The following is a 21,695-nucleotide window of genomic DNA, read 5'->3' on the forward strand; positions in this document are numbered from 1 at the left end:
GTGGCGCATTCGGCGCAGTTAGCGCAGCCAGAACATCAAACTCACCATTTCACTATCTCACCATCTCACTACTTAAACCGGCAGCTCAGAATGGTGATGTCGTCGGAGAACTGGGTTTTGTTCACGTTGAAGGCTTCGATTTCCTTGAGCATTTCCTTGTGCAGGCCGCTCAAGGGCAGGTAGCGGTTGCGGCGGATCAGTTCGATGAGGCCCTCTTCGCCATACTCGTCGCCGCTGGCGTTGAAGACTTCGGTGAGGCCGTCGGTGTAGTTGAGCAACAGCGAATGGGGCGGAATATCGGTTTCGCCCACCGTCAGCATGGGCAGCTCCTCCATGATGCCGAGCATCACGGTGCCGGTTTTCAGGTACTGCACCGGGCCGCTGTCGGTGAGCAGAATGGGGTCGTTGTGGCCGGCATTCACATACTGCAGGTGGCGCGTGCGGCGGTCGTAAATACCGAAGAAGACGGTGATGAACTTCTCGCCGCCCGAGTTGCGAAACAGCAGGTGGTTCAGCTCGTGCACGATGGTGGCCAGGTCCACGTTTTGGCGCAGCAGCGTGCGCAGCCCGGCCTGGAAGTTCGACATCAGCAGCGAGGCCGGCACGCCCTTGCCCGACACGTCGGCCACGCAGAACATGAACTTGTCCTGGTCGATGGTGACTACGTCGTAGTAGTCGCCGCCGATGGCGGTGTGGGGCACGTAGCTGGCGTGCACGGCCACGTGGGCATCGTTGGGTAGCTGGCGCGGAAACAGCATATTCTGCACTTCCTGCGCAATTTCAATCTCCTTGCGAATGGCAGCCGCGGCCACGCGCTGGCGGTTCAGCCGCCGGTTTTCGATGGCCCCGATCAGAATGTTGCTCAGCGTCTGCAGAAAGCTGGTGGCTTCCTCGTTGGCGTAGTCTTCCTGCACGTTGCCGATCAGCACGTAGGCCAGCACCGTGCCCTTCTGCACCACCGGAATGATGGTTTCGAGCTGCTGCCACTCCGTACCCAGCGCGTAGGCGCTGATGGGGCAGGGCACCTCGGTGCAGTTCTCAATAATTTCGTCGGGCAGCTCAATCTTCTTGAAATCAGCTAGCTGGAAGCCAAACGACACCACACACTGCCACTGCCGCTCCTCCTTCAGATACACCACGATGCGGCGAATATTCAGCTGCCCGAGCAGGGTAAACTGGAATATCTTGTACAGCGCTTCCTCGGTGGTATCCAGGTTGATGGCCTGCGTAATCTCCAGCAACGCACTTAGCTCCTGCTTTTTGAGCAGCAGCGATTTTCGCAGCGTCAGCACGTCGGCGTTGGTGTGGAGCAGGTTGGAATCAGGCATTTCGTTGGTTTTTGGTTTCTGGTTGTTGGTGCTTGGATTCAGATGGGAGTCAGAAAACAAGCACCATCAACCACTCAGCCTCCAATCGGAGTTTTGGGGTCGTAAGCGTCGCGCAGGCCGTTGCCCAGCAGGTTAAAGCTAAGCACTAGCAGACTGATAGCCAAGCCGGGCAGCAGCGTGAGCCACAGGCCGGCGCGGGTGCCCAGCAGCTGGAAGCCCTCATTCACCATCAGCCCCCACGAGGGAGCCGGCGGCTGCACGCCCAAGCCCAGAAAGCTCAGGCCGGCTTCGAGCAGAATGGCCGCCGCGAAGTTAGAGGTTGCAATGACGATGAGCGGGCCCGTCATGTTGGGCAGCAAGTGGCGGATAATCAGCCGGCTCTGGGGCAGGCCCAGCACGCGGCCGGCCTCCACGAAGGTTTTTTCGCGCAGGCCCAGCATCTGCCCGCGCACCACGCGGGCCACATCTACCCACATAGTCAGGCCCACGGCCACGAAGGAGGTCCAGACGCCCTTACTATCGAGCGCCAGCGAAATGGCAATGACCAGCATGATACCCGGAATGCTCCACACCACCGTCATCAGCCCCAGCAGCAGACTATCGACCCAGCCGCCGAGGTAGCCGGCCAGCGCCCCCACCAGCATACCCAGCGCCAGCGAAATGAGCACCGCTACCAGCCCGATACCCAGCGAGATGCGTGTGCCCAGCAGCAGCCGGCTCAGCTCGTCGCGGCCGGCTTTGTCGGTGCCCAGCCAGTAGGTTCTTTTTATAATACGCTCCTGCTCCACCACGCGGCGCAGCTCGGCCGTCGGACCGGTGCGGCCGGCTACGTCGGCCAGGGCGTAGGTTTTTGGCCGCTCGGCCAGGGCGCTGTGGTTCTGGTAGGGCTCAATGCGCACGGAGTCGCCGATGATGCGGTAGCCGCCGATGGGCACGTCGCGGAACTGCGGGGCGCGGCCCTGCTGCCAGGTGCGCAGCGGGTTGTCGGCGGCGGTGCGGGCGGAATCGGGCAGCGGCAGGCGCAGAACAGTGGCCCGGAAGCCGGGTGGTTCCTTCTGCAGCTGCACCAGGCCGTTGTTGGCATCGGGCGAGTTGTCGGGCAGCACCCAGTAGCCGGCCAGGGCCACGAGCACGCACAGCACGATAAAGCCCAGCCCGAGCATGGCGGGCCGGTTTTGGAGCAGCCGCTGCCGCACGTAGTAGCCCGGCGCCCGCGCCACGGGCACCGCCCGAACGGGAGCAGCAGAAGCGGGGGCGGCGGCCACGGCTAGCGGGAATTATGCGCCAGCAGCCCGGCCTTGGTAGCCAGGTAGTAGCAGTCGCGGGCAATGGCCCCGAAGGACGTGATTTCGTAAGCCAGCTCCGTGTCGGGGTCGGGGTAGAAGCACTTCACGTAGTCCTGCTCCAGCAGGCCGCGCAGGCCGTTTTCCAGGGCCGGAACGGGCAGGCTGGTTTTCTGCAGCAGGTCGCGGAAAGAGGTGACGAAGTACAGCTCGTCAAGAATGTCAAATTCGGAGTTGGTCACGGAAGCGGGAGGGCAGGTGAGGCAGGCAAATGTAGCGCCGGGCAGCGGGAATGGGAAATACACGGCAGCAGAATCCGGCTTTCGTCCGCTATCTGTCCGCATTGCCCGCCCAGGGCCGCCTGAATGTACGTTTCTGCCGGTAGAGGCTGGTTCAGGCGGCGGCGCTGCGGCCAAAGATCAGCGCGTTGTTCAGCGCGGCGGCGGCGCGGGTGCCACTGGCCGCCGCCAGAATGGCCGGCTGAAATGCCCCGGTCATGTCGCCCACGGCGTAAATGCCGGGCAGGTTGGTCTGGCCCGCCTCATCTACCTGCACATACACGCCATCGGGGCTGAAGGCGCAGCCCAACTGCGCCGCCAGGGGGCTGCGCTGCCGCTGGCCGGGGCGCAGAAACACGGCATCCACTGGCTGCCGGCGACCATCCTGCAGCACCAGCGCGTGCAGGCATTTGCGGGAGCCGTCGAGTGCCGCGACGGGCGTTTCCTCTACCACCACGCCCAGCGCCATCAGATGTTCTCGTTGCGCCGGGGTCAGGCCGGCGGCACCGTCGGTGTTGAGCGTGAGGCGCGGGCACCAGTGGTGCAGCAGCACCGCCTGCTCGTAGCCGGTCGCGCCGCGACCATATACTGCTACCTGATTGTAGCGGTTTTCCCAGCCGTGACAGTAAGGGCAGTGGTATACGCCCCGCCCCCACAGCGCGGGCAGGCCCGGCACGGCGGGCAACTCATCGGCCACGCCGGTGGCCAGCACCAGCGCCGGGGCCGTCACCACGGTCCCGGCCGCCAGCGTCAGGCGAATGCCGGCCGCGGTCAGCTCCGGCTGTTGGGGCTCAAGCCCGCAGAATTCTACCGGGTAGGGCAGCAGCTGCTCGCGCCCCAGGCCCAGCCCGGTTTGGGCACCAGCCCCTTCGCGGGCAAAAAAATCGGGCGTATGTAACCCGGCACGCGGCGGGGGCGCATCCAGTACGAGCACACGGCGGCGGGCCCGTCCGAGTACCAGCGCGGCGCTCAGGCCGGCATTGCCGGCCCCCACGATAATCATGTCGTAGGCAGTATGAGCAGGTAATAAGATTTTAGGCATTGCAGAAGCCGGAGAAAAAGTAAAAAGCAAAGAAGCACGCGCCTGCGCTCAGGCTTCCTTCCCAAAAATAAGCCGGGACAGCGGGTGCTTGCAGACACCCGCTGTCCTTGGGCCCGGCCAGCGCTCCTCACCAAGAGCATGGGGCCAGGCCGCGGCTATTTCCGAAAAGCAGCGTCAGCTAGTCGCATGAGGCGCTACTGCACGGCCACCGGCACGGTAGCCTCCACGTCGGTATCGCCGGGGCTGGCGTTGCCATTTTTGGTGCCGGGCTGGTGGCGCAGCGTAATTTTCAGGGTGCCCGTGGCGGCCGTCGTCGTCACGAGGCGGGTGGTCAGGCCCACTTCCAGGTTCTTGGAATCCTTATCGGTGCGCGTGATGCTGAGCAGGACGGTCGGGGCCGGCTCGTAGAGGAAAAGGTGGTCTTCCTTCTCTTTGGCCACTTCGTCCGTGACGTTGGCGGCCGGGGTTTTGGTTTTGTCGAGCAGCGTGATGGTGCCGGTATAGGTGGTGCCGGCGCGCAGGGCCAGCGGCCCGCCGGTGATAACCGGAGCAGCTCCGCCGGCCCCGTCCAGGTCTTCCCAGGTGATGGTAGCAGCGGGCGCGCTGCTGCCGGCTACCGGAGTCAGGGTGTAGGTCACGGTCGTAATCAGCTCGTTGTCTTCTTCGGGCTCCGGGTCGTCTTTGTCGTCGCTGCAGGCGGCGAAGGCCAGCGGGGCGGCCAGCAGCAGGGCGAGGGCAAATCTGGCAGGAGCCAGCGGGCGGGCGGAAACAAAAGCAGTTTTTTTCATGATGCAGGAAAAATGGGAAGGGGTTGAAAAGTTGGTGCTTGACTTGAAAACTTAAAAGCTGAGCTTGAGCCGCAGCGTGACGTTGCGGCCCAGTTCGTCGAGGTAGTAGCGGTAGCGGTTCAGGTAGTCGCGGTAGCGCCGGTTAAGCAGGTTGGTGCCGCTCAGGCCCACACTCAGCGGGTGGTGCGAGGCGGGCCTGAGCACCAGGCCCGCTTCGGCATTGAGCAGGTAGTAGCCGGCCGGCGGGGCCTGGTAGTCCTGCCCGTTTTCGGGGCGGGGCACGCGGGTCTGCCGAGCCACGGCCTGCCCACCCAACTGGGCGTAGATGCCGGCCACGCGCCGCGCTGCCGCCGGAGCCGGCTGCTCATAGCGCGCCCACAGCTCGGCCCGGTCGGCGGGGGCCAAAATCAGGTAATCATTCCGCGTGAGGTCGCGCTGCACCACCGTGGCTGCCTTCATGCCCAGCGTGAGCGGAGCCAGCAGGTGGTAGGTCAGCAGTACATCAGCCCCCCGAAACCGGGCATCGGTTTGCTGGTAGCGGAACGAGGGAAACAGCCCCCGCACGCTCAACACCTCCGAAATAGGCGTCTGGTAGATGTAGCCGCCGAAGCCGGTCTGGTAGAGGGTCAGCTCGCCATTGAAGCGCGGATTCTGGTGCCAGGTCGCACTCAGGCTGATGCCCCGGACCGTTTCGGGGCCAAGGGCCGGGGCTCCGGCCGGGCGCGAAATGTCGTAGCCCTCCTCATAGATACCGCCGTGCACGCCCTGGCTGGCCCGCTCGTTGGCGGCGGGGGCCCGCTGGCTTACGCTGGCATCGGCCCGCAGCACCAGATGGGGCGAAGCATCCCACACGGCCCCCAGCGACGCGGCCGGCGTGGTGTAGGCAAACTCCTCCTCCACCACTGTAAATACCCCCACCGGCCGGGTGGGCCGCCGCGTGTTCAGGTGGCGTCGGTCCAGGCGCAGGCCGGCTTCGAGCAGCCACCGGGTGCCCGGCCGCCAGCGTCCTAGGCCGTAGGCCCCCAGCGCCTGATTGGTGTAGTAGGGCATAAAGAAGCGGGAGCCGGGCCGGTAGGTGTTGTTCTGATACGTGCCGCTCAGGCCCACTTCGCCACTGACGTGGCCTCGCGCCCGCGGCTCCCAGCGCAGCTCGGCGGTGGTGGTTTCGTTGCGGTAGTCCAGCTCGGGCAGATTGCGGGCCGCGGCCGCGTCGTCGCGGGGCCGGAACTTGTCGTATTCCCCGCGCTCGTCCCACTGCCGGGCCACCGTGAGCCCCAGCCGCCCGCCTCCCCCGCCAAGTCGGTAGAGGCCGCTGAGCTTCAGCAGCGAGTGGCGCAAATCCTGGTAGCCGCGGCCGATGGCGTAGGTGAAATCCTGCGCCACGCGGGGCGGGTTCTGCTGGGCGGCCCGGGCATTTTCGGGCAACGGATACAGTCCCAGCTCGGCGTTGAACTGGCTGAAAAACACCTCGGCCTCCCACCGTTCCCGCTGGTAGCCCAGCGTGCCGGCGTAGCTGTACTCGGCCAGAGCCGAGTTGGCAATCCGGTAGTCGGGCGTGGCGGCCAGACCGGCGCGGCGCACGGTGCCCACGGCCCGCCCGGCCAGCCCCGGCAGCCGGCGGCCTCGGCCCTGCACCGTGACGGAAGTGGTACCCAGCCCATTGTTGGTGGCTCCCACCAGGTGCGCCTCCCCACTCAGCCCCACCGAGTCGGGCAGGGCGGCCGGCTCGGCCAGCACCACCCCGCCGATGGCATCGGCCCCGTAGCGCACGGCGGCCGCGCCCTTCACCACCGTGAGGCGGGCCGCCACGAAGGGGTCTATTTCCGGGGCGTGCTCCTGCCCCCACTGCTGGCCTTCCTGCCGCACCCCGTTGTTAAACAGGGCCACCCGGTTGGAGTGCAGGCCATGAATCATGGGCTTGAACACGCTCGGGCCGGTCTGGATGGCCGACACGCCGCCCACTTTCAGCAAGGCCTCGCCTAGCGCCTGGCCCCGGGTGGCCTGCAGCGTTGCGCCGCTCAGCACGGCCGTGGGCTGGGGCGCAGGGGCCGCCACGCGCTGCCCGCGCACAGTTGCGCCCTGCAACAGCACGGCATCGGGGTGCAGGCTAAAATTGCGCACCGTGGCGCTGCCCACGCGCACCTCCACAGTTTCGGGGCGGTAGCCCACGAAGCTAATTTCGAGGTGATAAAGGCCGGGACAGACGTGGAAGTGGTAGTTGCCGAACTCGTCGGCGGCACTGACGGCGGTGGTTTCGAGCAGGCGGGCGGTGGCGCCGGGCAGCAGCTGCCCGGTTTCGTGGTCGGCTACGCGGCCGGCCAGAGCCAGCTGGCACGCCGCGGCCGAGGCATCCCGACGGACAGCCGCAACTGCCGCCGCTGCCGTCTGGGCATATGCCGGGGCGGGCAGCAGCAGGGCCACGCACGAAACCACGCGCCAACTCCCTCTTCCCCAAGGGAAAGAGCAGAAAAAGACACGCATGAAAAGAAAAAGAAGCCGCAGGGCGAAGTGGCACTTCGCCGCACCGGTAACGCGGGCCCGCGCTAACTAGCGCGGCCTATCGGGAGCCCACCGTGCCACGAGGGGCTAGGCCCGCGGCGGCCCGCGACCGGCCCGGTCGCACCCGGCCACGACGGGCAGCGCCTGCGTGCGGGGAATAAGCAGGGCGACAAAGGAGGCCTGACGTTTGGGCTCGGGCACCACCACGGCGCCGGCCCGCAGGGTGGGCACGTTGTAGAGCTGATCAACGTGGCAGTGCTTGTGCTTGGCCGTGAGCAGCGGCTGACCCTTGCGGGCGGCAGCCGCTAGCTGCGTCGGCGTTTCGCGGGTGTGCTCGTGGGTATGCAGGGCCAGCAGCCATGCCTCCGGAGCCAGCACCCGCCCGAAGAGCAGGAGCAGCAGCACCGAGAGTGGCAGACGCAGAGCAGACAAACGAAACATGAGCAGCAGCCAGAAAGGAACTGCCGGCCCGGACTTGAAGCCCAGGTAGCCGGCAGGCGGTAAATATAGGCAGCCAACCGCAAAAGCCGGCACGCCCCGCCCATGCGGCCAGCACATTTTTGCTTCGGACATCAGGCACCAGGAACAAAAACAGCCGACAGTTGAAGCATGCCGGTGCTACTTTCAGGCCGAAACGAACCGCAGGCCGCGCGGCTGGGCAGCCAGAGCAATGGACTTCGAATTAACCGATAAAAGCCTTATTTTTCCACTTCCCGGCCCTTCCACACATAGCCGCCGCGCAGCCCCAACAGGCCCGTGAGCAGGGCATACGGCGCATACGCCAGCTGCAGCAGCGGCAGCCACGCCAGCCACCGCCGCCGGCCAAACAGCCCCAGCACCGGCAGCAGAAACCAGCCATCAGCCCCCAGCTTCAACGCCCAGGCCGCCAGCGTCCAGAGCCGGAGCTGAGGCTGAAAAAAGCTTAGCAGCAGGCCCGAGAACAAGGCTAAATTAGCCAGTAGCACCAGCACCGCCAGCCGCCGGGGGGCCGGCTGCTGGTAGTGCCGCCACTTGCTGGCCCAGCGCACCCGCTGCTGCAACAGGGCGCGCAGCGTGGGCTGGGCGGCGGTACGCACAATGGCCGTCGGCTCGCTCAGAAACCGGATGCCGGCCGGGTACGCCGCCTGAATCTTGTGGAGCAGAAACTCGTCGTCGCCGCTGGCTACGTGCTCATTGCCCGCGAAGCCGCCCACAGCCGCGAAGGCCGTTTTGCGGTAGCCCAGGTTGGCCCCGTTGCACATGGTAGGCCGGCCCTGGCCGATGCCGGCGGCGCCCACGCCTACCAGTCCGGCCAGCTCCACGCCCTGCAATTCGGCCAGCCAGCCCCGGCCCGTCAGCAGCACCGGGCCGCTTACGAGCTGCACGGCCGCCTCGGTGGCCAGCGCGGCGTGGGCCGCCAGCCAGCCGGGCGGCACGCGGCAGTCGGCATCGGTGCACACCACCCAGGGGGCGCGGGCGGCGGCTAAAGCGGCCTGGATGGCGACTTTTTTGCCGGTGAGGTGGCCGGACAATTCGGTCAGGGAAATCAGGCGCAGCGGATACGCCACCTGCGCCGCCCATTGCCGCACCACGGCCGCCGTGGCATCAGCGGAATGATCATCAACGACCAGCACCTCAAAATGCGTGAGCGGCAGGGCCTGCTGCTGCAAATCCTGGAGCAGGGCGGGCAGGTTTTCGGCTTCGTTGCGGGCGGCAATCAGCACGGAAAGCCGCGGGGGTTCGGAAACAGCGGGCGCGGGTTTTTCAGGATTCGGGAGTGGCGGGAGCTCTTGCCAGGCCTGCCGGAAGCGCAGCATGGCCACCGCGTAGAGTAGAGCGGGCAGCAGCAGCGCCGCTCCGATCAGAGGCCAAATTAGGGAAAACGGGCTGCTCATGGGGCGGCCTGCTGCGTTTCTTTCTTCTTCCGAAACACCTTCAATCGCAGCACAAACAGCAGCCCGGCCGCGCTGGGCAGGGCAATGTTCAGCACCCACAAGCTCAGGCTGGCGCTGAGCACCGGCAGCGCGGGCTCATTTAGCAACCCAAATAAATGCGTGGCCGACAGCTCGCGCACGCCCACATCGGCCAAGGCATTGAGCGAGGGCACCAGCGACTTGAGTAGAAACGTGCCCGCAATGGCCGCGAAGCCCGGCCCAAATGGCGCGTGCGTGCCGTAGGCCAGCAGCAGCAGCCCAAACTGCCCGCAGAACACCGCGTAGCGCAGCCCCGAAATGGCCAGCACTGCGTGAATAGCTCGCGCCGAATACGTGGGCATCACGGCCAGATAGGGCCGGAAGCGCCGTAGCGGGCGCACCAGCGTGAGGGCCGCCAGCAGCAGGCGCGAGCGGTACAGCGGCAGCAGCACCAGCAGGTTGATAACCACCGTGAGCACGACCAGGCCCAGCCCCGAGGCCGGATAGCCGCGCAGATAAAACCGCAGCAAAAAGTACAGCAGCCCCAGCGTGCCGGCCATTACGGTAACGACCAGCTGGCAGTAGCGCCCCAGAAAAACCGCCCCCAGCGCATCCAACCGGCGGCTTTTCAGCTCGATGATGCGGCCGGCGTAGTCGCCCACGCGGTTGGGCGTGACGAAGCCCAGGGTGAGGCCCACCAGCACGGCCCGGAAGCTGCGCCGGAACGACACGGGCTCCAGGTGCCGGGCCAGCCGCCACCATTTCCAGGCTTCCAGGCCCCAGTTCACGGGCACCAGGGCCAGGGCCAGCAGCACCGGCCCCTGCCCCGCGCCCGTGAGGGCCGAGGCCAGCAGCTGCCGCCACGCGGCGGCCGTGGCCACATCGGCAAACACGGAATGGTAGAGCAGGCCCAGCGTGAGGCCGGTGATGAGCAGTTTGCCCGCCACCACCAGCCAGCGCCGCCGGGCGGTTTGTTCCGGCTTTTGGGTGTAGTTTTGTAGAGAAGGCTCGGGCAAAATAACGGCGGTGCGGGTGGTTGGAAGCGGCAAGTTACCGACTCCGGCCCGACTGCCGCCGCCGCCCCGCTCCTTCTTGTTCCAGCCCCGCTTATGCCCCGCCTCCCCACTTCCCCCGATCTGCTGCCCAAAGTCATCATGGGCGTCGATCCGGGCACCAACATCATGGGCTACGCCGTGATTGAGGTGCGCGGACAGCGGGTGGACGTGCTGCGCTACGACGTGATTGACATGAAGAAGCTGGGCACCAACCACGCCCTAAAGCTCAAGCGCATCTTCGAGCGGATGCTGGAGCTGATCGACGAGTTTCTGCCCGACGAGCTGGCCATCGAGGCGCCGTTTTTTGGGGTGAACGTGCAGAGTATGCTCAAGCTGGGCCGGGCCCAGGGCGTGGCCATTGCCGCCTGCCTCTCCCGCCAGATTCCGTACGTGGAATACGCCCCAACCAAGGTCAAGCAGTCCGTGACGGGCTCGGGCAATGCCAGCAAGGAGCAGGTGGCCCACATGCTGCGCCAGACGCTCACGCTGCCCCCCATCGAGGAAGCCAGCAAGTTTCTGGATGCCACCGACGCGCTTTCCGTGGCCCTGTGCCATCATTACCAGAAGGGCAACAACCTGAAAGCCGGCGGCAAAAGCTGGGGCAAGTTCCTGGCCGACAACCCCGACAAGCTGGCCGCGCCGGTGGCCGGCAAGAAGGTGGCCAAAGCCAAAGCCAAATAGCTTATTGCGCTATCCAATTCTCATTCTACCTCCATGAAACGTCAGCCCATCCGCTCCACCTCCCTGAAAGCTGTCGGCTATGATGCGGACACCCAGACGCTGGAAATTGAATACCGCAATGGGCGCGTGGTGCGCTACTCGGGCGTCAGCGAGGCGGTGCATCAAGGGCTGCGGGCGGTGCCGGGCAAAGCGTTGTTTGTGACGCAGGTGCTCGACGGCGGGCCGTATCAGCGCGAGCAGGTGCGGTGAAATAGTGAAATGGTGAGTCTGATGTTCGGCTTGCGCATTTGGCGCATTTGGCGCAGATCAAACTCACCATTTCACTATCTCACTATCTCACCTCAATTTCCCCCTTCAGATACGTCACCGCATACCCGCTCATCAGGGCTCGGTCGCCGCGCAGCTCGCACCAGAGGTCGCCGCCGCGGGCGGAGATCTGACGGGCGCGCAGCTCGGTTTTGCCCAGGCGCTGCGCCCAGTACGGGATGAGCGTGGCGTGGGCCGAGCCGGTCACCGGGTCTTCGGGCACACCCACGCGGGGCGCGAAAAAGCGCGACACGAAGTCGATGCCATTGGTGCCGGGCGCGGTGGCAATGATGCCCAAGTACTCCAGATTAGCCAGCTTAGCGAAGTCGGGGTGCAGGGCCAGCACTTCGGCTTCGGAGTTGAAGCGCACCATCAGGTCGCGGGAGGCCAGCACTTCCAGGGGCGTGGCGCGCAGCGCGTCGGGCAGGCCGGTGGGCGGCACGTCGAGGTGGTGGGGCGGGCGCGAGGGAAAGTCGAGCGTGAAGCGGCCGTCGGCGGCGTGGCGCACGCGCAAAGGGCCGCTTTTGGAGTGAAACGTGAGTTCTTCGCCGCTGAAGTTCAGGTGGCGAAACAGCACGTGGGCCGATGCCAGCGTGGCATGGCCGCAGAGGTCCACTTCGGCGGCGGGCGTAAACCAGCGGATTTCATACTCGGACCCGCCTCGTGGCACAAAAAAGGCGGTTTCGGCCACGTTGTTTTCGGCCGCAATGGCCTGCATGGTTGCTTCCGGCAGCCACGCGGTGAGTGGACACACGGCGGCGGGGTTGCCGGCAAAAATCTGGTCGGTGAAAGCGTCGATCTGGTAGAGGGGCAGCAGCATTTTGGGAATGGTGGGGTTTTAGATTTCGAGTTGTGAGTGGGACGCTGATTGAGTATTCAAAACGTCTGTCATCCTGAGCTTGCGAAGGACCTTATTACGAAAGGCCAAGTCGTAACAACGATGGTCGTTCAATTGGCATAAGGTCCTTCGCAAGCTCAGGATGACAGCTGGTATAGATGGCAGGCGGTATTTTTAATCAAACCACCTGCCCCCCAATTATCACCGTCTGCACCGGATTTTCGCCCAGCCAGTACGGAATTTCCTGGTAGTCGCGCACGTCGAGCACCAAAATATCGGCGCGCTTGCCTGCTTCCAGACTCCCGATTTCGGCGGCCAGATCCAGGGCCCAGGCGGCGTTCAGCGTCACGGCGGCCAGGGCTTCTTTGGGGGTGAAACCCATTTTGAGGCAGGCCATGGAAAGCGCCAGCCACAGGTTTTTGCTTGGGCAGGAACCGGGGTTGAAATCGGTGCTGATGGCCACGGGCACGCCCTGCCCGATGAGCTGGCGGCCGGGTGCGTACTGCTCCTGGCGCAGAAACAGCGGCACCAGCGGCAGCAGCACGGCCACGGTGCGGCCCGCAGCAGCCACGCGGGCCGCATCGGCGGCGCTGAGGTAGTCGCAGTGGTCCACGCTGACGGCCCCCAGCTCGGCGGCCATGGCGCAGCCGCCCAGGTCGTGCAGCTGCTCGGCATGAATTTTCAATCCGAAGCCCAAGGCCCGCGCTTTTTCCAGGTAGCGCCGCGAATCTTCGACGCTGAACGCACCTTCCTCGCAGAAAATATCCACGAACTCGGCTTCACCTTGCAGCGCGGGCAGCACGTCGGCGGCCAGAAAATCGAGGTAGTCGGCGGGGCGGCCCTTGTATTCGGGCGGCACCACGTGGGCCCCCAGAAACGTGGGCACCACGCGCACGGGCTGGCGGCGGCCGGCCTCGCGGGCCACGCGCACCAGCCGCAGCTCGGTTTCTTTGTCGAGGCCGTAGCCACTTTTGGCTTCGAGGGTAGTGATGCCGTAGCGCCGAAAATCGTGGAGGTGGCGCAGGGCATTTGCGAGCAGCTCGGCCTCCGGAGCAACGCGCGTGGCCCGCACGGTGCTCAGAATGCCGCCGCCCGAGGCCAGAATATCGAGGTAGGATTCGCCCTGCAGCTTGCGCTGAAATTCATGGGCGCGGTTGCCGGCAAACACCAGGTGCGTGTGGCACTCCACCAGGCCCGGCATCACCACGCGGCCCTGGGCATTCAGCACGGTGGTGGCGGCCGTCACCTGGGTTTCATCCAGCGCAGACATGGGACCGAGGGCTACTATTTTATCCCCTTCGCAGGCCACGAAGGCGTTTTCCAGGATGTGCCAATCGGCCAGGGCCGCGCCGCGAAGGGGCTGGTCGGTGGGGCCGCCGGCCAGCGTGAGCAGCTGGCCGCAGTTGCGAATGAGCAGGGAATAAGGCACGGACGGGCAGCAAAAAGTGGAGCGCGAAGCTGCGAAAAATAAAGCTGTCGGCCCGCAGATTTTCCTGAAAGCAGTGTCCAGTCCGTCTAAACGCGCTTAGCGAAATCGTGAGCCAGCCCCAGCGGGGCGACATATCGGTAGCAAAACCCGCCGTCCCCGGTTTTTCGAGCCCCAGCGGGGCAACACGTGGTTGCCGCGTGTCGCCTCGCTGGGGCTTTATGAAGTTTCTGCCTGCTGTTACTACCGATATGCTGCCCCGCTGGGGCTGTTGTTCTTCATGCCGAAATATTGGTTCGTAAAGGCAGTGGAAAGTGCTTCCGACTCTCTAAAAACTCCCAGCGAGGCACTAAAAGCTACTGCCGAAGCTCTAAAAGGTGCTGACAAGTCACTAAAAGCTCCCGCCGAGGCACCAAAAGGTGCTTCCGCAGCACTAAAAGCTCCCACTGAAGCACTAAAAGGTGCCGTGAGGATACTAAAAGCTACTTCCGAAGCGGTAAAAGCTCCCTCCAACCCACTAAAAGCTACTTCCGCAGTACCAAAAGGTGGGTCGGAGGGAGAAATAAGTGGGTCCGACCCCCTTTTTTCTCCCTCCGACCCACCTTTTCTCAGCAGATAATCCTCCCACCTGCCGCGGACCGCTACTGCCGGATGAGCAGGGCGGGCAGCGGCGTGAGGTAAAAATCCTCTTTGTTGGTGAACACTGTGGCCGCGTAGGAGCCGGGCTGGCGGCTGTGGCCGAATAGCAGGGCCGCCAGGGGCGTATCGGGGGCCGACGCGGGGGCAGCGGCGGGCAGGGCGAAACAGGCATCATACACCAGCCCGCGCTCGTCGAGCGGACCGCTCCAGGCCACGCAGTGCACCCGGAAATCGGCTTTGGCGGGCTTGGTGAAGCCCATCGGCACCAGCTTGTGCGTGACTAAGTAGTAGGCCGAATTCACCTTTACCCGCTTTAGGGTGCAGCCCAGCGCATTGCCCAGCAGCTGCACGCAGCCGGCCGCATCGTAGCAATTCAGCTGCAGGTGGGTCATGGCGGGGTTTTGCAGGCTGGCCAGCAGCGCCTGCACCTGCTGGGTGCGCACCACGTAGCGGTTGGCCACCGCGTCGAGGTGGGTCAGGTTGGCATCGGGCAGCATGGGGTTGTACTGAAACTTGGTGGGCGCCGCCGCGCCCGCCCGGCCGCCATGCACAAACCGCGTGACGGCGCTGGCGGCCTGCTCGGGCGTGCGGGTGCCGGCGGCGGCCTGGCAGCTCAGCTCCAGCATGGCCGTCCAGAGGGCGTGGCCGCCGTCCGGTTCGGGCAGGCCGGCCCAGGGCGCACCGGGCGCGGCCAGCACCCAATAGAGCCGGTGCCGGCTGCTGGCAAAGCGCTGCCAGGGGCCGGAGCCGGTTTTGGCCTCCCAGAGCAGCGTCAGGTCGGTGGCCTCGATGGCGGGGGCGGCCGTGGGGCGGAAGCGCAGCTCTAGGGTGCGCGGGCCGGCGCGGCCGGCTACGGTCTGGATGGCCGTGCCCAAGCCGGGGTGGCTGGCCGTCACGCGGATGGTGACGGAATCGGGGGCGGCGGCCAGCTGCAGCCCGGCGCGCAGGGCCGGACCGGCAGCCCCGGCCCCGCTGCCGATGGCGTACACCACGCTGCCGGGCCCGGAGGCCGGAAGCGGGGCCGGCGCGGGGGCGCTAAGCTTCAGGTCGTGCAGGAATTCCAGCGTCTGCAGCGCGGGCGACTGCGCCGGGGCCGCGAAACCGGTCAGCAGCAACAGCAGCAGCAAAATGCTCTTTCCTGCCCGGCACCGGTCGCCGCGCTGCCAACGGGCTCCTGGTTCCGGCAGCGGCCTGGTTGGGCGCAAGACGTTTGCGAACTTACTTTGTTGCTTCATCAAATGGCCGATAGGGCTACGAAATTCCTGTAAATATACCGCCGGTTTCAGGCTTCCACCGCACCGTGTTTGTGGTCGGATTCAGATCCCGCAGCACCATTTTTCCTGCTCCACAAACTTCTCATGAAGGCTTTACTGATTATCGACGTTCAACCTGACTTTTTACCCGGCGGCCGGCTGGCCGTGGCCGATGGCAATGCGGTAATTCCAATCATCAACCAGCTGCAGCCGCATTTCGATCTGGTGGTGGCCACGCAGGACTGGCACCCGGCCGGGCACCGCAGCTTCGCCAGCAGCCACCCAGGCCGGCAGCCGTTCGATACCACCGAGCTGCGCGGCCTGCCCCAGGTGCTCTGGCCCGACCACTGCCTGCAGGGCACGCCGGGCGCCGCGTTGGCCGCCGCGCTGGACCAGCGCCGCATCGAGGCCATCTTTCGCAAGGGCACCGACCCCGAAATTGACAGCTACAGCGGCTTTTATGACAATGGCCGCCTGAAAGCCACCGGCCTGGCCCACTACCTGCGCGGCCGGGGCGTAGCGGACGTGTACGTAGCGGGCCTGGCCGCCGACTACTGCGTGTTCTACACCGCCCAGGATGCGCTGCGCGAAGGATTTGCCACGTTTCTGATTGAAGATGCCACCCGCGCCATTAGCGCCGAGGGTTTCGCGCAGGCCAAAGCCACGCTGCGCATCCAGGGCGGCCACCTGCTGCAAAGCCCCGAAATTCTGGACGCCGCCCTATGATGCCTCCCTCCGACCCCACCCCGCCGCTCATCCTCACGCTGGCCCTCGATGAGGAGTCGGCCGCGTTTTTCAATGCGCTGCGGCAGGCGCATTTTCCGCCGGAGCGCAACTATCTGGCGGCCCACCTCACGCTGTTTCACCACTTGCCCGGTGCGGAGCTGGCCACCATTTCGGCGCAGCTGCGGGAGCGGTGCCGGCAGCTGGCGCCGCTCCCGCTGGAGGTGAGTGGGCTGCAGTTTTTGGGGCAGGGCGTGGCCTACCGCGTCGAGAGTGCCGCGCTGGAGGCACTACACCGCGAGTTGCAGGCGCTCTGGCGGCCCCACCTCACCCCCCAGGATCAGCAGAAGCGCCGCCCCCATGTTACGGTGCAAAACAAGGTGGCGCCCGCCGTGGCCCGCGCCCTGCACGCGCAGCTAGCGGCCGATTTTACGCCCTTTCAGGCCCTGGGCACCGGCCTGCAGCTCTGGGCCTACCGCGGCGGCCCCTGGGAGTGGCTCGATGCTTTCGCATTTAGTGAAATAGTGAGATAGTGAAATGGTGAGATAGTGAGTTTGATGTTCTGGGTGCGCCAACTGCGCAAGTCGAACATCAAACTCACCATCTCACTATTTCACCATCTCACTATTTCACCATCTCACTATTTTACCATTTCCCTGGCTACTATGTAGTATCTTTGCTAGTCGGAATCCGTGGCAAATGCGCCGGGCGGGTTCTGCTTATCTTCTCTTTGTTCCTGCACCGCTCCATGATCCGACTCGAGTACTTCACCCCGGCCGATTTTCAACAACTTATTACCTGGGTGAAGGACGAGCATCTGCTCATGAACTGGGCGGGGGCCATGTTCAGCTTTCCGCTCACGCCCGGCAGCCTGGCCTGGTACGTAGAGGACACCAACGACCTGCTCACCTCCGATGCCTTTATCTACAAAGCCGTGGATACGCGCACCGGCGACGTGGTGGGCCATATCTCGCTGGGCGGGCTGAGTCGCAAAAACAGCTCGGCCCGCATCAGCCGGGTGCTGGTGGGCGATACGCACACGCGGGGCCGGGGCATTGGGCAGGCCATGGTGACGCAGGTGCTCAAAATCGGCTTTGAGCAGCTGAATCTGCACCGCATCGAGCTGGGCGTGTATTCCTTCAACCAGGCCGCCATCCGGTGCTACCAGAAAAGCGGCCTCACCATTGAGGGCACCTCGCGCGACGTGCTCCGGCACCAGGGCGAATACTGGAGCTTGGTGGAAATGAGCATGCTGGCGGCCGAGTGGCGGGCCCTGCATCCCAAAGTGGCCGTGGAAGCCGTGGCCGCGCAGTAGCGTTTCGCCCCCGGCCGGGCACGCGGCCCCAGCCCATATCCGCTCTAAACCCAGGAGCTTTGGTTTGCCACAAAGGAGCGGAGCAGCCACAGCATGCTCTCATCGGTATCGGCGGGGTGCGGAGCCAGAAAGGTGGGTCGATAAGGGTCGATGTAGCCCACGAGGCGCACGAAATCTTCATCGGCCAGCTGCTGAAAGCCCATGGTCCAGTCTTTGAATACCCGCACCGGAATAATCCCATCCGACAGAGTAGCCACATCCTTGTGCCGATGATCGAGCTTTATGGTTTCGTATAGCGCCCGCACCACGTCGGTTTCGCCCTCCAGCACCTGCAAAAATTCCCCCTTGCCATACAGCAGCAGCCCCGTTACGTTGAGGCGGCCATTCTTGATGCGCGAGTGCTGAAGCAGCAGCCGGAGGCTCGCGGCCGTCGGCTCTCCCACCGCCGAACTCTGGTAGACGATATGATGCATGACCTGACGGAACTAGTGCAGCACGCGCAGCCTCCGGGCAGATAGTGCTGGCTCTCCACACACGGGCCGGCTGCAGATGAAAGTAGCCACTCAGCGCGCCAAAAGCAAGCTCAACAGGCTATCCGACAGCTATATACCGGGCATCAGGAGAACAGGGCGCGGAAGTTGGGCCAGTTCGATACGACGGAATAGCGGGCCTGCACGGTGTGGCGGGCGGCGGTGCCCAGGCGGGTGCGCAGCACGTTGTCGGCCAGCAGGCGGCGCAGGGCGGCCTCCCAGTCGGCGGGCGTGGCACACACGTAGCCGTTGAGGTCGTTGAGCGCTACACAAACCGGATTCCGTAGCGCGTGCAGATGGCCGTGACAACCGCAAAATCGGGCGGACCGGCCGGCAGGCGGTCCAATTCCTCAAACATTTTTTCCAGCCCGGCCGGGAAGATGGAGAGCAGCACCCGCGCCGGCGTATCGCCCACTATTTTGAAGCTGTGCGCCGTGCCCCTGGGCATGTAGGCTACGTCGCCCGCCCGCAGTACGTGCACCGCATCTTCCAGCTGATATTCCACCGTGCCTTCCAGCACCTGAAACACCTCGTCTTCGTGGGTATGTACATGCTTGGGCACCCCCACACCGGGCGCATCCAGCTGCTCGATGAGCGTAAACTGGCCGTTGGTGTCCTGGCTGCTGAGCTTCACGCATTGCAGGTCGCCGATGACGTTGAGCCGGAGGCCTTCGCCGGCTTTCAGAATTTTAGGAGCTGCTTCCATAATCGGGATGGGGATTTGTGGATGAGGGAAGATAATAAATTGTCGGCCCGGCTGCCAGCTCTGGCCCGGCCCGGCGCTGGCAGCCGCCGCAAAAGGCTTGCTAAGCCTATAAACCCCTCATCCTGAATGTGTACAAGCGCGTATGCAGCCCTATGGACGTTGGGCTTTTCATCATGTCATTGCCCTCCTGGGCGCTGTTTGTGCTGGTGGTAGTGGTGGCGCTGGCGGCCAATGAGGTGGGGTTTCAGGTGGGCCGGCTGCTGATCCGGCGGCACCTGCGGGAGCCCGAGCCGCCCGTACAGGCGCTGGTGGGGGCTATTCTGGGGCTGCTGGCTTTCCTGCTCGCCTTCACGTTTGCCATGACGACTTCCCGCTTCGATGCCCGCCGCCAGCTGGTAATTGAGGACGCGAATCGGATTCGCACCTGCTACCTATATGCCAGCCTGCTCCCGGAAAAGCAGGCCCAGGTGACGCGGCAGCTGCTGCCCGAATACGTGGCTCTGCGCCTGAACATTACCTCCATTGCCCAGGCCACCGCCCGCCTGCCCCGCACGGAGGAGATTCAGCGGCAGCTGTGGCAGCAGGCTGCTTCGCTGGCCCAGGAAAATATGGATCCGGAAATCCGCACGCTTTTCATTGGCTCCCTGAGTGAGGTGCTGAACGTGCACGCCGCCCGCAAAATGGTGTCGCTGAACTACCGCATTCCGGGCAGTATCTGGGTGGTATTGAACCTGCTTTCCGCCATGAGCATGCTCAGCCTGGGCTACCAGACCGGCATGTTCAGCGCCCGCCGCTTGGTGGGGATGCCGGTGCTGGCGGCGGCGTTTGCCCTGGTCATCACCATGATTGCCGCCATGGACACCCTCGGGCAGCGGGGCTTTCTGATCAGCCAGCAGCCCCTGGCCGATGTGCTCACGCTGATGCAAAAAAGCGCCGGCCGGCCGGCTCTTGAGTAAGCCCGCCGGCTGCTTTTTTCCCATCGGCAATAACTTTCCCCGAAGCAGAACGGTATTACGGCCTCCTGACCACTGGCCGGCGGGCACCCCCGCAGGAAGCAGCCCGCGCCAGCCGCCAGACCACCCATTCCTCAACCAAGGCCCTATGAACCCGATTGCGCCAACCCAACCCACCGACCACGCAGCCCGCCCCGAAGCAGCGCCCACGACTATCGTATTGGCCGGGGCCACGGGTGCCCTGGGCCTTCTCATTGCGCACTACCTGCGGCAGCGCGGGGCCACCGTGCGGGCGCTGGTGCGCCCCGGAGCCAGCACCAAAGCCGAGGCCACTTCCCTGCGGCTTCAGGGCGTTTCGGTGGTGGAAGTTGATTTCGGCAGCGTGGCGGAGCTTACCAAAGCCTGCCAGGGTGGCACCTGCGTGGTATCGGCGCTTTCGGGGTTGCGCGAGGTGATAGTGGACACCCAGACGCGGCTGCTGGAAGCGGCCGTGGCGGCCGGCGTGCCCCGCTTCATCCCCTCCGACTTTTCGGCCGACTTCACCCACCTGCCCGAGGGCTCCAACCGCAACTTCGACTTTCGGCGGGAGTTTCAGCGCCGACTCGATAAGGCCCCTATTCGGGCCACGTCCATCCTCAACGGCATGTTCATGGACTTGCTCACGGGTCAGGCCCCGGTGATTCTGGCGGGGCCGAAGCGGGTGCTGTACTGGGGCAGCCCCGACCAGCCGCTGGACTTCACCACCATGCAAAATACGGCCGAGTATACGGCCGCGGCCGCCCTCGATGCCACCACGCCCCGCTACCTGCGCGTGGCCGGCGACGTGGCCAGCATCCGGGGGCTGCAGGCCGCCGCTACGGCCGCCACCGGCCAGCCCTACAAGCTGTTTCGGGCCGGCAGCCTGGGCCTGCTGGCGGGCATGATTAAGGTGACCAAAACCCTGATGCCAGCCAAAGACGAGGTATTTCCGCCCTGGCAGGGCATGCAGTACCTGCACAACATGCTCAGCGGCCAGGCCAAGCTCGCCGAGCCGCTGGACAATGGCCGCTACCCGGAAATCCGGTGGAAAACGGTGCGGGAGCTGCTGGCCGGACGGCGGTAGGGCTTCTACTTTAGCCCACCTATAGCCGTTCTCCGGTTGGGGTAATTGGCGCGGCCTCGGGGTACCTCACCCCCGGCCCCGGTTCGCTTTAGGCGCGAAGCCTTGGGGAGAGGGGAGCCAGACGGCTCTCCGCCGGAATGAAAAGCGCCGCCCCGGTTTTCCGGGACGGCGCTTTTTGTGTTATTCTTTTCCTGGATTACGGCCGCTGGCTACTCTGCCGACGACGACTGCTGGAACTGCTTCATCATTTCCTGTTCCTGCCGGGCGTGGTTGGCCAGATACTCGGCGTGCTGCGCCGCCGTGCGCCGGGGGCCCAGGCTGGCCAGGTGCTCGTGCAGCTTGTCGGCGGGCATATCGGCGCCGTAGGAAGGCGTGCCGGGCTGCTGCCGCCACGACTCATGCAGCGTGCCGTCGTCCACGGCGTCGAAGCCTAGCTCCTCGACCAGGGCCATTACTTTCTGCTTGGCGGCGGCCTCGTCGCCGGCTACGGGCAGGGCAATGCGGCCGGGTGTGCCGGCGGGCTGGCCCTTCTGTTCGAGGTGGTGGGCGTAGATGTTGTTGAACACCTTCACCACCGGGCGGCCCAGATGCTGCTGCACCCACTCGCTCTCGGTCAGCTCGCCGGTTTCCAGCTCCGGCATCCGGCCATCACGCAGCAGCGGGTAGTAGTTGCTCGTGTCGATGACGGGCACGTCGGCGGCCACGCCCTGGAACAGGTCTTTGGGCAGGTCGGGAATGTTTTTCAGCGGAATGGTCACCACGATGATGTCGCCGTGGCGGGCCGCTTCCGGGGCCGTAACGGGCGTAGCACCGGTTTTCCGGGCCACGTCCTTTAGGGTTTCCGGGCCACGGGAGTTGGCGATGTACACGTTATGGCCGAGGCTGACGAGCCGCACGGCGAGGGCGCTGCCGATGTGGCCGGCCCCGATGATTCCGATGTTCATAGTGCGAAGGTTTAGGAGGTTGGCGCGGCGGCTGGGTGCTACCGTAGAGAGTTAAACAGCGGAGGCGGGGGTTTTGCTTTTTTGGGTGAGGTGTTTAGAACAAACAACGCCGCC

Annotated in this window: 22 protein-coding genes and 1 pseudogene; 7 read left to right on the top strand and 16 right to left on the bottom strand. The window is 64.9% G+C overall.

The genetic code is table 11. The features are described 5' to 3' along the window. Nucleotides 1-68 precede the first annotated feature (68 nt). The 9 genes from BUB62_RS11995 to BUB62_RS12035 all read right to left on the bottom strand — a co-directional run bounded on the left by BUB62_RS11995 (nucleotide 69) and on the right by BUB62_RS12035 (nucleotide 10,126). The gene (locus tag BUB62_RS11995) at nucleotides 69-1,328 is read right to left on the bottom strand and encodes a PP2C family protein-serine/threonine phosphatase (RefSeq protein WP_073110466.1); all 1,260 of its coding nucleotides are present in this window, start codon (nucleotides 1,326-1,328) and stop codon (nucleotides 69-71) included. A gap of 74 nt (nucleotides 1,329-1,402) precedes the next feature. After that, on the bottom strand, nucleotides 1,403-2,593 hold the full coding sequence (locus BUB62_RS12000) for an ABC transporter permease (protein ID WP_084539026.1): 1,191 nt from the start codon (nucleotides 2,591-2,593) through the stop codon (nucleotides 1,403-1,405). Nucleotides 2,594-2,595: 2 nt separating this feature from the next. Next, nucleotides 2,596-2,916 (bottom strand): hypothetical protein, encoded by a 321-nt coding sequence (locus BUB62_RS12005; RefSeq protein WP_234988683.1) that lies wholly within the window; start codon nucleotides 2,914-2,916, stop codon nucleotides 2,596-2,598. Between the two features lie 88 nt (nucleotides 2,917-3,004). Beyond that, on the bottom strand, nucleotides 3,005-3,931 hold the full coding sequence (locus BUB62_RS12010) for an NAD(P)/FAD-dependent oxidoreductase (RefSeq protein WP_073110410.1): 927 nt from the start codon (nucleotides 3,929-3,931) through the stop codon (nucleotides 3,005-3,007). A gap of 194 nt (nucleotides 3,932-4,125) precedes the next feature. Beyond that, the gene (locus BUB62_RS12015) at nucleotides 4,126-4,719 is read right to left on the bottom strand and encodes a hypothetical protein (protein WP_073110411.1); all 594 of its coding nucleotides are present in this window, start codon (nucleotides 4,717-4,719) and stop codon (nucleotides 4,126-4,128) included. 51 nt (nucleotides 4,720-4,770) lie between these two features. Further along, nucleotides 4,771-7,200 (bottom strand): TonB-dependent receptor, encoded by a 2,430-nt coding sequence (locus BUB62_RS12020; RefSeq protein WP_084539027.1) that lies wholly within the window; start codon nucleotides 7,198-7,200, stop codon nucleotides 4,771-4,773. Between the two features lie 105 nt (nucleotides 7,201-7,305). Then, a complete protein-coding gene (locus BUB62_RS12025; RefSeq protein WP_159437452.1) occupies nucleotides 7,306-7,650 on the bottom strand; it encodes a hypothetical protein in 345 nt (114 codons plus the stop codon). Between the two features lie 266 nt (nucleotides 7,651-7,916). Continuing rightward, entirely contained in the window at nucleotides 7,917-8,921 is a 1,005-nt protein-coding gene (locus BUB62_RS12030; RefSeq protein ID WP_159437453.1) for a glycosyltransferase, read from the bottom strand. A 167-nt stretch (nucleotides 8,922-9,088) separates the two neighbouring features. After that, nucleotides 9,089-10,126, bottom strand: coding sequence for a lysylphosphatidylglycerol synthase transmembrane domain-containing protein (locus BUB62_RS12035; RefSeq protein WP_073110416.1), 1,038 nt, complete (start codon nucleotides 10,124-10,126; stop codon nucleotides 9,089-9,091). Nucleotides 10,127-10,219: 93 nt separating this feature from the next. Between BUB62_RS12035 and ruvC the strand changes: the two genes are divergently transcribed. Together ruvC and BUB62_RS12045 are read left to right on the top strand one after the other, a co-directional pair. Further along, on the top strand, nucleotides 10,220-10,846 hold the full coding sequence (gene ruvC, locus BUB62_RS12040; RefSeq protein WP_073110418.1) for a crossover junction endodeoxyribonuclease RuvC: 627 nt from the start codon (nucleotides 10,220-10,222) through the stop codon (nucleotides 10,844-10,846). A gap of 33 nt (nucleotides 10,847-10,879) precedes the next feature. Further along, a complete protein-coding gene (locus BUB62_RS12045) occupies nucleotides 10,880-11,095 on the top strand; it encodes a KTSC domain-containing protein (RefSeq protein ID WP_073110419.1) in 216 nt (71 codons plus the stop codon). Nucleotides 11,096-11,177: 82 nt separating this feature from the next. On the opposite strand, the gene BUB62_RS12050 is transcribed toward BUB62_RS12045, so the two are convergent. The 3 genes from BUB62_RS12050 to BUB62_RS12060 form a co-directional block, all read right to left on the bottom strand. Then, nucleotides 11,178-11,972 carry a PhzF family phenazine biosynthesis protein gene (locus tag BUB62_RS12050; protein WP_073110421.1) on the bottom strand — a complete coding sequence of 265 codons (795 nt, stop codon included), beginning with the start codon at nucleotides 11,970-11,972 and terminating at the stop codon, nucleotides 11,178-11,180. 196 nt (nucleotides 11,973-12,168) lie between these two features. Beyond that, on the bottom strand, nucleotides 12,169-13,419 hold the full coding sequence (hutI, locus tag BUB62_RS12055; protein ID WP_073110422.1) for an imidazolonepropionase: 1,251 nt from the start codon (nucleotides 13,417-13,419) through the stop codon (nucleotides 12,169-12,171). Between the two features lie 638 nt (nucleotides 13,420-14,057). Next, nucleotides 14,058-15,260, bottom strand: coding sequence for a hypothetical protein (locus BUB62_RS12060; RefSeq protein ID WP_159437454.1), 1,203 nt, complete (start codon nucleotides 15,258-15,260; stop codon nucleotides 14,058-14,060). A gap of 153 nt (nucleotides 15,261-15,413) precedes the next feature. On the opposite strand from BUB62_RS12060, the gene pncA reads away from it, so the two are divergent. The 3 genes from pncA (at nucleotide 15,414) to BUB62_RS12075 (ending at nucleotide 17,346) form a co-directional block, all read left to right on the top strand. Beyond that, on the top strand, nucleotides 15,414-16,034 hold the full coding sequence (pncA, locus tag BUB62_RS12065) for a bifunctional nicotinamidase/pyrazinamidase (protein WP_073110424.1): 621 nt from the start codon (nucleotides 15,414-15,416) through the stop codon (nucleotides 16,032-16,034). Beyond that, nucleotides 16,031-16,564, top strand: a complete 534-nt coding sequence (locus BUB62_RS12070) for a 2'-5' RNA ligase family protein (protein ID WP_073110425.1) — start codon at nucleotides 16,031-16,033, stop codon at nucleotides 16,562-16,564. Before pncA ends, BUB62_RS12070 begins: the two co-directional genes overlap by 4 nt. 215 nt (nucleotides 16,565-16,779) lie before the next feature. Continuing rightward, nucleotides 16,780-17,346 carry a GNAT family N-acetyltransferase gene (locus BUB62_RS12075; RefSeq protein ID WP_073110467.1) on the top strand — a complete coding sequence of 189 codons (567 nt, stop codon included), beginning with the start codon at nucleotides 16,780-16,782 and terminating at the stop codon, nucleotides 17,344-17,346. Nucleotides 17,347-17,390: 44 nt separating this feature from the next. Here BUB62_RS12075 and BUB62_RS12080 read toward each other — a convergent pair whose 3' ends face one another. The 3 genes from BUB62_RS12080 to BUB62_RS12085 all read right to left on the bottom strand — a co-directional run bounded on the left by BUB62_RS12080 (nucleotide 17,391) and on the right by BUB62_RS12085 (nucleotide 18,582). Then, nucleotides 17,391-17,819: a BLUF domain-containing protein gene (locus tag BUB62_RS12080; RefSeq protein WP_073110426.1), complete on the bottom strand. Its 429-nt coding sequence runs from the start codon at nucleotides 17,817-17,819 to the stop codon at nucleotides 17,391-17,393. Between the two features lie 143 nt (nucleotides 17,820-17,962). Then, nucleotides 17,963-18,118, bottom strand: coding sequence for a glycosyltransferase family 1 protein (locus tag BUB62_RS19030; RefSeq protein ID WP_143164136.1), 156 nt, complete (start codon nucleotides 18,116-18,118; stop codon nucleotides 17,963-17,965). Between the two features lie 23 nt (nucleotides 18,119-18,141). After that, entirely contained in the window at nucleotides 18,142-18,582 is a 441-nt protein-coding gene (locus BUB62_RS12085) for a cupin domain-containing protein (protein WP_073110427.1), read from the bottom strand. Between the two features lie 173 nt (nucleotides 18,583-18,755). Here BUB62_RS12085 and BUB62_RS12090 point away from each other — a divergent pair, with 173 nt between their 5' ends. Together BUB62_RS12090 and BUB62_RS12095 are read left to right on the top strand one after the other, a co-directional pair. Continuing rightward, on the top strand, nucleotides 18,756-19,538 hold the full coding sequence (locus BUB62_RS12090; RefSeq protein ID WP_159437455.1) for a bestrophin-like domain: 783 nt from the start codon (nucleotides 18,756-18,758) through the stop codon (nucleotides 19,536-19,538). A gap of 145 nt (nucleotides 19,539-19,683) precedes the next feature. Next, nucleotides 19,684-20,637 (top strand): NmrA family NAD(P)-binding protein, encoded by a 954-nt coding sequence (locus tag BUB62_RS12095; RefSeq protein ID WP_084539029.1) that lies wholly within the window; start codon nucleotides 19,684-19,686, stop codon nucleotides 20,635-20,637. 209 nt (nucleotides 20,638-20,846) lie between these two features. On the opposite strand, the pseudogene BUB62_RS12100 reads toward BUB62_RS12095, so the two are convergent. After that, nucleotides 20,847-21,587, bottom strand: a pseudogene (locus BUB62_RS12100) (NADPH-dependent F420 reductase); the annotation flags it as partial. Between the last annotated feature and the right edge of the window lie 108 nt (nucleotides 21,588-21,695).

Source organism: Hymenobacter daecheongensis DSM 21074, from assembly GCF_900141805.1.
Classification (GTDB): domain Bacteria; phylum Bacteroidota; class Bacteroidia; order Cytophagales; family Hymenobacteraceae; genus Hymenobacter; species Hymenobacter daecheongensis.